Annotated in this window: 12 protein-coding genes; 4 read left to right on the top strand and 8 right to left on the bottom strand. The window is 58.0% G+C overall.

Annotated elements, in window-relative coordinates; translation table 11 throughout:
- Positions 1-2 precede the first annotated feature (2 nt).
- The 8 genes from F3J24_RS21525 to F3J24_RS21560 all read right to left on the bottom strand — a co-directional run bounded on the left by F3J24_RS21525 (position 3) and on the right by F3J24_RS21560 (position 7,807).
- Positions 3-1,253: a hypothetical protein gene (locus F3J24_RS21525; RefSeq protein WP_167010538.1), complete on the bottom strand. Its 1,251-nt coding sequence runs from the start codon at positions 1,251-1,253 to the stop codon at positions 3-5.
- Positions 1,254-1,255: 2 nt separating this feature from the next.
- Positions 1,256-1,939 (bottom strand): CpaD family pilus assembly lipoprotein, encoded by a 684-nt coding sequence (locus F3J24_RS21530; RefSeq protein ID WP_167010540.1) that lies wholly within the window; start codon positions 1,937-1,939, stop codon positions 1,256-1,258.
- A gap of 38 nt (positions 1,940-1,977) precedes the next feature.
- Positions 1,978-3,498: a type II and III secretion system protein family protein gene (locus tag F3J24_RS21535; protein WP_167010542.1), complete on the bottom strand. Its 1,521-nt coding sequence runs from the start codon at positions 3,496-3,498 to the stop codon at positions 1,978-1,980.
- 115 nt (positions 3,499-3,613) lie between these two features.
- Positions 3,614-4,567, bottom strand: a complete 954-nt coding sequence (cpaB, locus tag F3J24_RS21540) for a Flp pilus assembly protein CpaB (RefSeq protein ID WP_167010544.1) — start codon at positions 4,565-4,567, stop codon at positions 3,614-3,616.
- 99 nt (positions 4,568-4,666) lie between these two features.
- The gene (locus tag F3J24_RS21545) at positions 4,667-5,200 is read right to left on the bottom strand and encodes a prepilin peptidase (protein ID WP_167010546.1); all 534 of its coding nucleotides are present in this window, start codon (positions 5,198-5,200) and stop codon (positions 4,667-4,669) included.
- Between the two features lie 8 nt (positions 5,201-5,208).
- On the bottom strand, positions 5,209-5,457 hold the full coding sequence (locus F3J24_RS21550) for a Flp family type IVb pilin (RefSeq protein WP_205244902.1): 249 nt from the start codon (positions 5,455-5,457) through the stop codon (positions 5,209-5,211).
- 70 nt (positions 5,458-5,527) lie between these two features.
- Complete coding sequence (locus F3J24_RS21555) at positions 5,528-7,072, bottom strand: HAMP domain-containing sensor histidine kinase (protein WP_167010549.1); 1,545 nt, start codon at positions 7,070-7,072, stop codon at positions 5,528-5,530.
- 3 nt (positions 7,073-7,075) lie between these two features.
- On the bottom strand, positions 7,076-7,807 hold the full coding sequence (locus F3J24_RS21560) for a response regulator transcription factor (protein ID WP_205244903.1): 732 nt from the start codon (positions 7,805-7,807) through the stop codon (positions 7,076-7,078).
- A gap of 128 nt (positions 7,808-7,935) precedes the next feature.
- On the opposite strand from F3J24_RS21560, the gene F3J24_RS21565 reads away from it, so the two are divergent.
- From F3J24_RS21565 to F3J24_RS21580, 4 genes are all read left to right on the top strand, one after another.
- Positions 7,936-8,697 carry a lytic transglycosylase domain-containing protein gene (locus tag F3J24_RS21565; RefSeq protein WP_167010551.1) on the top strand — a complete coding sequence of 254 codons (762 nt, stop codon included), beginning with the start codon at positions 7,936-7,938 and terminating at the stop codon, positions 8,695-8,697.
- Positions 8,698-9,436: 739 nt separating this feature from the next.
- A complete protein-coding gene (locus tag F3J24_RS21570) occupies positions 9,437-10,069 on the top strand; it encodes an STN domain-containing protein (RefSeq protein ID WP_167010553.1) in 633 nt (210 codons plus the stop codon).
- A gap of 2 nt (positions 10,070-10,071) precedes the next feature.
- Positions 10,072-10,590, top strand: a complete 519-nt coding sequence (locus F3J24_RS21575; protein WP_167010555.1) for an RNA polymerase sigma factor — start codon at positions 10,072-10,074, stop codon at positions 10,588-10,590.
- Positions 10,591-10,707: 117 nt separating this feature from the next.
- Positions 10,708-11,703: a FecR domain-containing protein gene (locus F3J24_RS21580; protein WP_167010557.1), complete on the top strand. Its 996-nt coding sequence runs from the start codon at positions 10,708-10,710 to the stop codon at positions 11,701-11,703.
- Positions 11,704-12,123 lie beyond the last annotated feature (420 nt).

The raw sequence follows: 12,123 nt of genomic DNA on the forward strand, positions 1-12,123 counted from the left end.
ATTCAGGTGGTGGCGCGTGGCGATGCGCTGCGCAGTCTCAGTTGCTGCGCGATGCGCTGAACCAGAGAACTGCTTGCGCGCACTCCGGGGCTAGCCGGCAGATTGAGCAGGCGGCGACCCATGGCAGCCACCGCGTGCGCATAGTCCGGTGCGACCTGGGCCTTCAATGCCCCTTGCAAAAGGCTGGATGCAAGGGCCGTTCCCGTGTATGGCAGATGAATGTCAATGCTGCGGCCCACAAAGGATTCGAACTGGCGGGTTTCAAGCACGGACTGTCCACCGTGCGCCACCCCGCTGGCAACTAGCAGCAATTGCTGTCCATCGCTTTCGTCGCCAATATCTGCGAGTAGTCTCTGGGTGTTGCGTGCTCCCTGTACGCTAAGCGGCGTCAGCACGATGCGGACTTCGGCATGCGCCAGCACCTCGTCGCTGCCAACCGGTCGGTGCGATGGCAAATCCCACAGCGACAGGGAAAACAGCTGACACAAGCCCGCGCCCAGCTCCAGAACGCGGTTTGCATCGGCATGGGTTTCTGGGCCGGGGCGCTGGGCCAGCAGTTGCAGGCGCGAGGGCGATGAGGGCTCACCGGCGCTGAGCAGCGTACGCTGCAGCAGACGTGGATCGATTGATGGTGAATCGAGCAGATGAGCAAGCCCTGTATCAGCCTCCAGTCCCAGAAGAAGGGCCAAGTCGGCCTGTCGCCGGTCGAAATCGACAAGCACGCAAGGGGCGTGCTGGACCTGGGCCAGCCATTGACCCAGCGCCGCTACCAGAGTGCTAGCCCCGAGCCCCCCAGAGGTCCCGATCACGGCCACGGTACGGCCACTACGGGCCACACCACCTTGTCCCAGAGGCCTGTCGTCATCTGCACGTGCCAGAGTGTCCGCCAGCAGATCCAGACGCAGTGGCTTGAGCAAATAGTCGAAGATGCCAGCGCTTAGCAGCTGGCGGTACAAGATGACATCGTCCTGGACACCCACGGCCACAATACGGCAGGTGGGGCCGCACTGAGCCGCGAGTTCTACAAGGGAGGCGAGAGGATGGGCCTGCCCGGCGATATCGACGACCAGCACCTGCGGGCTGGTATTGCATGCGCACCAAGACGCAGCCTCGGCGATTCCTCCTGGGATCAGGACATCGGCCTTACGTTGCAGCCGCGTGAGCTGATCTTCGATGGCCGCAGCATCGGGCGCGCCAATAAATACGGCGAGCTGCACGGAGCGCGATTGCAAAGGTGACGAGTTCTGTTCCATGGTCACTCCTCGAAGTCGATGTCGATCAGGTCACGGACTTCGCCGCGTTGGTAGCGCTCGATGGGCAACACCGCTGCGCGGCCGTCGGCAGCTTCGAGCGTGCGGGGGCGATTCAAGTCGCGCGGGTCGCTTGCCATGCTTGCAACGTTGGCGCGGTTGGCGCAGCCCAGCGCTCCGACACCGTAGTAAGGGTGGATGGTCCAGTTGCTGGAGTTTGCGATCTGACAGCGGGCGGTATCCACGACCACGGCCTCCGACTGCAGCTCAAGAGTCCAGCCAGCGGCCTCAGCTTGGGCGAGTCTTGTGGCATCTTTCGGCACGGCAAGCACGATGGGGGCGCTAGCGCCGCTGCGCACCAAGGCTTGGGCCAGGCGCTGAGCGAGTGGGACGCCCTGTGCGTTGAAGGGCGTGATGCTCAGAGTCTGATTACCGATGCGACCCTGCTGGGTAAGCAGAGCGTTGGCTGCCTGCAAGGACTGGGGACTCAGCGACTGGCCGTCAGCTGTTGTGACGAGTCCCAGAGCTAACGCACGAGGTGCGACTTGCGGGGCCTGGAGAGGCTCGCTGGAGCCGAAGCGCTGAGCGCGAGTCGAATTCAGAGGTGACTCGCAGCCGGTTAGCAAGGTGGCCGCAATAGCAATGGCGAGAGCTTGCCAGACCCTTGGATAGCAGAATGAGGTGCGCATGGGGGCGGATTCCTGAATGGCGGTGGGCGGCGTTCGCATCAGTAGAGGTAGCCGATGGCTGCTTGCTGCGGAAGGTTGTTGTCGATTTGAGGAAGACCCTGACCCGGCACCTGCAGCTGAGCGGCGCTCACGGGATCAACCACATTGGCGGTCACGATGATGACCAGCTCGGTTTCCGCTTTTTGCGTGGCTTCGCTCTCGAACATGCGACCAAGCCAGGGGATGCTGCTGAGGCCCGGAACCCCCGAAATCGTTTGCGCGGCGGTCGAGCGCAGCATGCCTGCGAGCGCAAAGCTCTGCCCGCTTGCCAGCTCGACCGTGGTGTCGGCGCGCCGTACTCGGAATGCGGGGATGGTCAGGCCTTGGAGATTTACGGCGCCATCCTCGGTTAGCTCGCTCACTTCAGGTGCAATGTGCAGGCTGATGCGATTGGGTGACAGCAGCGTGGGCGTCATGCGCAAGATCACGCCGTACGATTTGTATTCAATCTGGACATTGTTATTTGTCAGGATGACGATGGGAACTTCTCCGCCGACAGCAAAGGCGGCGCTTTCGCCGGATAGCGCCGTCAGATTGGGCTCGGCCAAAAGCGTGGCAAAGCCTTCGCTGGAGAGGGCTGAGATCAGTCCGCCCAGGGTGAAGCGGCCTCTTGTTGTGAAACCTCCGGCCGCCAGCCTTGCAGTGCTGGAGCCGGGGATCAGGCTGGAGAATGAGCGGCCGGTGACCGAGTCGAAAAGCGAGGTGGAGACAGTAGACACCGGTGCGAACGCACCGGCTGCGCTGCCAGTCATCACCCCCCAGGAGCCACTGCCGGTATTGAGTACGGTGGCCCAGTCGAAGCCCAGTTCATGGGACAGCGAGCGAGAGACCTCCACGACGCGCACCTGAATGTTGACCTGGGAGGAGAGCTCGACTTTCAGCTGATTGATCACGTTGGGCGTGGTGTCGTTGCCGTTTCGCGAACGCACTGCATTGGCTGCGACCGCTGCACCGCCCGCACCTGCTCCACCGGCACCGCCTGCAACGCCTCTGCTCAACACGGCGGTGGCGCTATCGAGATAGGCTTGCACCTGTTCAACGACTTGACGTGCTTCAAGTGGCGTACGAACTTTGCCGCGCACGATCATCCGGTTGTCCAGCACCGGCTCCAGCTCGACTTGAGCTCCAGGGACAGACCGCTCGACCTGGGCTTTCAGGCTCGGTAGGTTATGCCGTGATTCGACCAGCACCGAGGCAATGACATTGTCGTGACTGTCCAGTGCGTACAACGTTGTCTTTCCCGCAGCCAGAGCGAACACATAGACCTGATTGCGAGCGGGCATCTGGAAGTTTGCGATACGAGGGTCTGCGACCAACACCTTGGAGGCTTCTGCGGGAAGCTTCAGCAAATGCCCCTGGCTGACGAACAGCTCCAGCTGTTCGGTCGGTTTGCTTTGTGTGAGGGTGGCAGGTACAGCATTGCTGTTGGCTTTGATTGAAGGCAGAGGCTGCTGCTGGGCATGGGTGGTGTGCAGCAGGCTTAGCGTCACGGCCAAGCCCAGGCCGATGCGCTTAACCATGCAGGCGCCACTAAGGTTTGGTGATTGGGAGTTCATGGGCAGAGCTTGGAAGAAGGTATGCAGTCGGTGGAGGCGAGACGGTCCAGGGTGTAGGTGTCACCATCCAGCGTGTTGGTCATGGCTGTTGCGCAGGTCGCTCGTAAGCGACGGCCGCGCCGCGGTAGCTGGCGACCGGTGACGAAGGTGGTGCACCAAGCACCGTGGAGACGTCATCGAGGCGCACGGCGGCGCTAGAAGTCCTACCGGCGCCTGGGTTTTCGCGAACTCCGCGCAGCGCAAGCTGCAGCGTGCCCGCCTCACGCGCCAGGGAGAGTCGTTCTGCTTCGGCCGGCGATACTTCCAGCGTCGCGCTTTCGCGCCTTTTCAGGGCCTGCACTGCAGGTGCTCCTGCAGCGCGAGGATTGCGCTTGTTCGCATCCTCTGTGGTGGTCTCCTCTGCGATCGCGTCCGGACCCAAGCCCTGCGTGTGACTATCCAGGGCGAGAACGCGCACATCGTGCACGATGGTCTGGGCTGCCAGCAGGTTGAAGTTGCTGTTGGGCTGGGAGTTCGGCGGCTGCAGATCCGCACGATTTAAATTGAGAATGACGTCCACCCGATCGCCTGCGCTGACTAAGCCTGCATTGCTTGTGACGACCGTCGTGGGAATGGACACGGCGCGCTTTCCTGGTTGCAATACGGTGGATAGAAAGCCGGGCTCGCCAGGCTTGACGACCGAAGGTCTGCGCAGCGTCTCACCTGCCTGGAGAGGGTGACGAATTGCGGAGCCGAAGATTTCTCGTTCAATCCGGCGCCGCTCGGTGTCGGTGGCTCCAGTCCATTGATCAACATCTATCTCGTCCGAAGGAAGCTCCTTCCACGTCAGACTGTTGCCTGCTATGAATTCACCGCTCTCCAGAAGGCGGCTTGCTGCCAGCACGCGCAGCGGCGGCGCGACGGGCGAGGTGGCGGGAACCTCTTTGACGATGGTTACCGGTGGGGGAGGGCGCATCAGCGCACGACCGACCAAAGCGCTGGCTGAAGCGAGAGTGACGGCACCAACCAGCAGGATCAATGGACGTGTTTTCATATTAAATAATAATGATTCGTGCTTTCATTCGCATTTTGAGGCGATGAAACTCACCAAAATCAAGTACTCATAGCGAATGTTTGTCTTGGAGGGCGGTCGCTAGACGCTGCCCCAAAGCACAAGCAGTGCACCTGCAGCAATGGCAAGCCCATAGGGGATGCCTGGCAGGGGTTGCTCGCGCAAAGCGTGCGGAAGGGGAACCGTGGGCCGTGGAAGCCAGCCATCGATGTGCATCAGGGCCCAGGCGATGCCGCGTTCAATTGCTAAAACCAGGGGCAGCATCAGCGCAAGCAGACCACCGACCAGCGCCGTGACCATCATGAAAAGCAGTGATTGATCGGCCATCCACAAGCAAAGAACAGCCATGAGCTTTGCATCGCCTGCGCCCATCCAGTGGATGGCGAACAGCAAATAGCCAGCGATGAGGACAGCGAGGGCTATCCCGGCACCGATAGCCAGCGACGCAAGGTCAAGATTTCCCTGGAACAGTTGTATGCAGGTGCACAGCAGCCAGAACGTCAACAGCACCAGAAGCAGTCGATTGGCAATTCGTCGATACAGCAGATCGGACACGACGACACACGCCAGTGCAGGGGTCAGCACTAGATGAGCGAGCGTGAGTGTCGTGGCCATTGAGTGCTTTACTTGGCGGACTTGATATCAGAGCCCGAACTGGTGATGTCCGAGGCAATGCTTTTGAATTTTTCGCGAAGTGCAGTGATGAAAGCACCGTCTGCACCGAAGATCACACCGACAGCGGCGGCCATTGCGGCAGCGAGGATGCCGTACTCGATGGCGGTCACACCGCTCTCGTCTCGAAGAAATTGGCGAATGCGCGAGGTCACGTTAATTGCTCCAGAAAGTGATGGGGAGTTGAGCGTTTGCTTCATAGCGGACAGCAGCCCGCCAGCAGAGGGTGTATTGAAAATCATTTCGCATTTACAAACAACGACCGGACCATTAAGAATCCTTCACGTTCATGGCGTCAGGCATGGCGGGGATGCGCAGCAGTGCCTGCAAGCCGCGCTGAGATGAGATAGGAGGGAGGTCGTTGTCGGCAAGCACGAGTTCGCCGTCATGCAAATCTGTGATCGCTTGCACCAGTGCCAGGCCCAATCCGTAGCCGGGGATGCTGCGATCCTGGTTCAAGCGCTGAAAACGCAGCACTGCCTGGGGGCGTTGATCGGCATCTATGCCCGGGCCTTTGTCTGCGACGCCCAACGCGATATGGGTGGCGTCCGCACGCGCTAGAAGTAGCACATTGCTGCCCGTCGGGGCGTACTTGAAAGCATTGTCAACAAGGTTGACCAGCGCTTGTAGCAACAGCGCTCTGTCACCGACGAACTCGGGCAGATTGGGGGCGATGGCTACCGTCAATGTTAGGCCACGCTGGTCGGCTAGGACCTCGTAGTAATCCTTCAGGTCGTTCAGGAGGCCACGCGTATCGATCGCTGATTGCTCGTTCAGGCAGCGGCCCGTCTCGATTTCGCTGATGCGCATGACGGTCCGGAACAAGGTCTGGATATGCTGTAGTTCCTCTTTGGCCTGAAGCAGCTCCAGCGCCACCGCGCGATCGCCCTGGGCCGCATCGGCGATATTGCTCAGTCGCTGCTGCAGGCGGGTGAGAGGTGTGCGCAACTCATGGGCGATGTGGTTTGTGGCGTTGCGTATCGCTTCCATGAGGTGATTGATTCGCTTTAACGCATGGTTGACGTCTTTGCCTAAGAGGCCGAATTCGTCATTGTTGTGATGCAGATCCACACGGCTGTTGAGGTCGCCACGGGCGAAACGACTCATGGCTTGTCGGATGCGATTGATATGCCGTACGCCGGCAAGACTGAAGCACAAGCCGACGCCAAGGCTGATTAGCAGCACCATGAAGACGCTGAGTCCTGCTGCGAGCGGGACCGGGTAGATGCGATCTAGCATCGGTAGGATGTCATAGCCAATGATGTAGCGCCCACCTTCTGGCAAAGCGTATGAGTGAGCGAGCCACTCGTGCTCACTGCCGTCGGCGTCTTGTTGATGAGAGCGCAGCCAACCGTGGCAAGAGGTGGTGCCGGATTGGCACAAGGACGGGAACAGCAGTGCTGCTTGGCCATGCAGCAACTGCCCATTTGCTGCCTGAACTGCTGTGGCACGTTCGCGTCTTGGCGCTGCCGCTTCGCGATGGCGCAAGGCCTGAGTCAGGCGCTCGGCATTGCCGTTTGCATCTAGCATCTGCTGCGTACGGATTTCGGCGGTCACCATGTCCTTGACATGAGTGACCAGCACCTGCTCCAGAAGGTGTTGGCCCCAGATGATTGAGCCTAAAGTCACGAGCAGAAAGAAAAATGCAAAGCAGCCTGCCTGGCGAAAATGGCTAGTGCGTATTAGCAAGGCCAGGGAGCCGGTATCAGTAGGACTTGGGGGGCGATGGTCGCGCCAAAACGGGTGCCAGGCCCTGCGACATCCATCGATCAGCCGTGATGCATTGCTGGCGGTAGATAAGGGGCTAGTTTGCATGGGTCAACCCAAAACGTAGCCGACGGCTCGTACCGTCTTGAGCAGAGGGCTTGCGAAGCCTTTGTCGATTTTGGCTCGCAGCTTGGAAATGTGTACGTCGATCAGGTTGGTTTGTGGATCAAACTGCAAGCCCCAGACTTTTTCGAGGAGCATTCCCCGTGGCACGATCTGTCCTGGATGCTCTGCCAGTGTCTGCAGCAATTGATACTCTTTGTCGGTCAGGTCAATGGCTTGACCGGAGCGAGATACGGCACGTCGCACCATATCAATTTGCAGATCCTGTACGCTTAAGCGTGTGCCTTGTGATGGAGATGCTCCAGCTCGGCGCACCAGCAATTCGAGACGGACGAGCAGTTCCGGGAAGTCGAAAGGTTTACCGAGATAGTCGTCTGCCCCGGCGCGCAGCCCCAAGACACGCTCGCTGGCATGGTCAAGAGTCGACAGGATGATGACTGGAGGGTGAGGGCGGCCTCTCAGTCGCGACAATACTTCGATGCCGTCGATGCCGGGCAGCATGCGATCTAGCACTACGACATCGAAGGCCTCTTGGCACAGTATTTCGAGCGCTTGCTCACCACTTTCAACCTGTATACAGACATGCCCGCTGGACTGCAGCTTGGAACCAAGCCAATAGCTGACCTCGCTATCGTCTTCGACTAACAGAATTCGCACATTCAACTCTCGTTTTGGCGCTGATGGCTCGAATGCCGCAAAGCTGATTGCTCGCTTGCGCATGTCTCAGAGATCAGGGCCGGAAGGCTTTGGTTACTTTCCAAATCGTAATGATTATCATTAAAAAAGCGTAAGATCGTTTTCTAATGTAACTATTCCATACGTTTTTTGTGCTTAAGATTTCTTTAGTTATGTTGCTGTTAGCTGGCTCGCTAGCTGCAGAAGCTGCCGATGTGTATGTGGCATTCGATGAGAGCGGGACGGCTCATTTCTCCGATCGTGCATTGGATGGAAGCTACCAGCTGTTGCTTCAAGACCTGAGTGAGCCGTCTCCGCAAAGGCTCGCATCGCCAGTGTTGCAGCGAGGCCCTGCAGATGAGATCCGATCTGAGCTGGAGTCCGCGGCAAACCGTCATGGCTTGGAGTACGCACTCTTGCACGCAGTCGCACAGACTGAGTCGAGGTTCGATCCCAAGGCTGTTTCACCGAAGGGCGCTATTGGTGTTATGCAGTTGATGCCAAGCACTGCTCAACGGTATGGCGTTCATGCACCGGATGCGGAAACCTTAAGAAGCAAGCTGCATAAGCTGTCTGTCAACATAGATGTCGGTGGTCGCCTTTTGAGTGACTTGATGCGCCGGTTCAATGGGCAAACCGAGCTGGCATTGGCAGCGTACAACGCTGGCGAGGGAGCCGTTCGACGAGCAGGAAATCAAATCCCCAACTATCCAGAAACTCGACAATACGTCGAAAAGGTCATGAAGACCTTTCGTGCGCTTCGTACGAAAAGTGCACACATCGATGGAAAGACTGCGCGGAATGCACGGTTGCCTGAGACATCTGGTGTACCTGAGAGCCCACATGTGGGAAGGTCTCAAAGTGTGCAGCTTTTTAGGGGGGAAGCAGTCGAATTCAAAAAGTTCGAGCAAGGCTTTGATGTGTTCGTGCAATAAGTTTTAATGCAGAGGAGGAGCATGTCTCAGTGCATTGAACGATCGCTGATGCCAAGCCGGTGTGCTTGATATTGCGCAAGGGCTACTCATCGGACAAGCCAGGCTGTAGGGCTTCTTTGGGAAGTTTAAGAGTCGGCTGTTCTATGTCTCGATTGCCTTCAAGTCGGTAGCGCTTCGGTTCGGTGTACGTCCAAGACTGCACACCCCAAAGCTGGCTGTTGACTCCTGCTTAACTACGCAAGGCCTCGTACATCCATCCTCAATCGATTTACCGAGTTGGGCATGCCCCAGACGGTGGCCTTTGTATAACTACGTCTGGGTAGGGGGAAAGCTCTACCTTGAGTAGAGTTATGCAACAAAGCCCATCCGAAGCTGAGAGCGCATGCGAGCCCGATATGTGGAGGAACTGACGATTTGCAGCCATTTGCAAGAAAAGCTGCTCGCGAGCCAGCACATGAGATATTTATATCGATTGGGGCACTTGCACAAAGCTGTCACAGTTTGTTGCCAATATCCGCATGTTTTTCTTTCATGTAGATGGTTGGACTGAATTTATGTCTGAATTGGGGTCCGGGCTGCGTAGGCGGGAATGGGGGGACTTATCGCGCCCTGCTGGCGGTCATTGATGGAAAAGCACTGGCTGGGACTCCAATGGGCTCCCTGGTTTGCCATAGCAGCCATGCAGTGTGTATATGCACAGGCGCTGCCGTCTGAGAGTCGCTCTGCAAGTCGTTCTTCTATGTCTGCTGTCGCCCATTCTTCCAAACCATCCAATGCCATTGCTGTATTTGATTTCAATATTGCCGCTCAGCCGTTATCTGAAGCGCTGGCGCAGTATGGCAAGGTGTCGGGACAGCCGGCACTGTTTGACGCTGATTTGCTGCGAGAACGCTACTCGCACGCTATCCGTGGGCAGTGGACGCCACAACAGGCGCTCAAGGTGCTGCTGCAAGGCACGGGTCTCACGGTGGAGAGCTTTCAGTCAGAGCACGGGCACACTTTTGTGCTTAAGGAGGCGGGCGAGGGCGCTGAGGGTGTGTTGCCCAGCCTGTCCAGTTTTCTGACAAAAAGTCCCCATGCGGGAGAGATGCAGTCGCGTATTCTGGATTTGCTCTGTCGTAATCCGCACACCAAGCCGGGTAGCTATAGCCTGTTGATGCGTTTTCAACTGGATGAGGCTGGAGACGTCAGCGAAGCAAAGGTTCTGGGTACTACTGGTGATACGCGGCGCGATGCATGGCTGCAGCAAGCCCTGCAAGGTTTTCCGTTGGGATTCACTCCTCCTGCTTGGATGCGTGGACAACCGATGACCATGTTGTTGGAGCCGGGGGCGCGAGGTGTTGACTGTGATCGGCGACTTGGAGCACCTTGAAGATGTCTGATGAAGTGGTTCCAGGTTTGCTCGACTACCTCAATAAGAGCTACTCCAATCTCAAGCGACGCTTGACACAGGTGCTGGGCAATGCCGATCTGGCCAGCGATGCCCTGCATGACACCTGGGTGCGCGTAAAGGATAGAGGTGATCAGCGTCCCATCGAGCAGCCTGCGGCCTATCTGATGCGTATCGCCATCAATATTGCTGCGGATATTCAGCGCCGTCAGCGCCGCTGTCTCTCTGGCGAGGAAGTTGACGCCCTGCTTGACGAAATGATTGATCCTGCTCCCTGCCCGGCGCGGGTGGCCGAGGCCCGCTCGGATATCGCGGCGTTGTCGCAGATCATGTCGCGTATGCCCGAGCGCAGGCGTGTCATCATGGCGCTTGTACACTGGGAAAACGTGACGCAGAAAGAGGTGGCCGGACGTCTTGGAATATCTCTGCGCACGGTTGAGTACGAACTGCGGCGCGCTCACGATGAACTCAATGCGCAGATGGATGGTCATGCAAGAAAATAAGTGCGGGTTTGTGAGCCGCCATTCGTCATAGCTTCATGGAACGAGAAAGCAGAGATGCTGCGCAGTATTGGCAGCGAAGAATGATCTCGTCCCAGCTTTGGGGCCGGGGGGGATGACATGACCAAGACACCCGATAACGACGCTCACCATACGTCCGATATGCTGCAACAGCAGGCATGGCAATGGCTGCGTCTGCTGCATTCCGGCGTGGCAAGCCACGAAGATGCGGAAAGTTTCCGCCAATGGGTGCGCAGCAGCCCGGTGCACCAGCGCGCTTATGAAGAGGCCAGAGATCGTTGGAATGCGCTGAAACAGCCGGTCTCTCAGTTGTTGCAATCACAGCCCACCTTGGTGAGCGACCACCAGCGCGCTGTCCGCCAGCGGGCGCATGGGCGACGCGTGTTTTTGGGTGCCGGCGTAGCTTCGATGGCCGTGGCTGTCGTTGGTGTGAATTACTCGCCCTTGGGGCTGTGGCCTACAGCATCTGACCTTTCTGCAGACTACCGAACGACAGCGGGTGAGCAGCGCACGGTGGCAGTGAATGAGCGTGTGCAGCTCACACTCAATACACGCACCACTATCAGCCAGCAGACGGACGGTGACGAAACCATTGGGTTGCATTTGCTGCACGGAGAGTTGGCCCTTGAAGTGCAGCCCGGGGTTAGGCCTTTTGCTGTCAAAGCTGGTGTGGGGCGTGCCCTTACAGAGTCTGGTCAGCTTGAGGTCAGTCTCTGGGGGAAAAAGGTCTGCGTGACCTGCTTGGCAGGCCAGGTGCAGTTGTCGCATCCGGCTGGCAGCAGAGTGCTGAAGGCGCATCAGCAGGCGGTATATGACAGCGCTGCTGTCAGCGGCATCTTGGGAGTGGATGCCGCAGCCGTGTCTTCCTGGCGGCGCGGCATGTTGGTGTTCAAGCACATTCGACTGGCTGAGGTACTTGAGGAAATCAATCGCTACAGGCCTGGACGCGTGGTATTGATAAATGCCGCGGTCCGCGAAAAATACGTCACCGGAAACTTTGCAGTTGCATCGCTGGATCTGGCGTTGATACAGCTCCAGCACACTTTCTCACTCCATGCCAGATCGCTGCCTGGAGGCTTGGTGCTATTGAGCTGAGGGCCTGCTTGCTTTTGAGACAGAGAGCCGCAGCTGAAGACAAGCTGGATGTGCCATTGAAATCGCGTCTTACGCCTTTTAATAACAGCGATTAATGACTCTTTGGTGACTATCCTGCGGCGGGAAAAAACAAAGCAATTTCTTGCGGGTTTGCGATGAACAGTTCGTTGTAGCCATATCGGAGAGACTCTGCTGCACAGAGTCTCGCTCCATGCAGATGGCTGACCTGGATGGGGCAGCCAGATGGCTTCGCTTCAACCATTGGGCAGAACTCAGATGAATACACGCGCAAGTAGCCAAGCTCTTTCAAATCCCCGCAATATATGCAGCGGTCTAAGAGTGTTCCGGCAAGCGCCTCTCACGCAAGCGATCGCACTGGCTTTGATTGCTGGTGGCAGCATGGCATCGGCCAGCGCGCAA

This window comes from Comamonas sp. Tr-654, assembly GCF_011752915.1.
Classification (GTDB): Bacteria; Pseudomonadota; Gammaproteobacteria; order Burkholderiales; family Burkholderiaceae_C; genus Comamonas.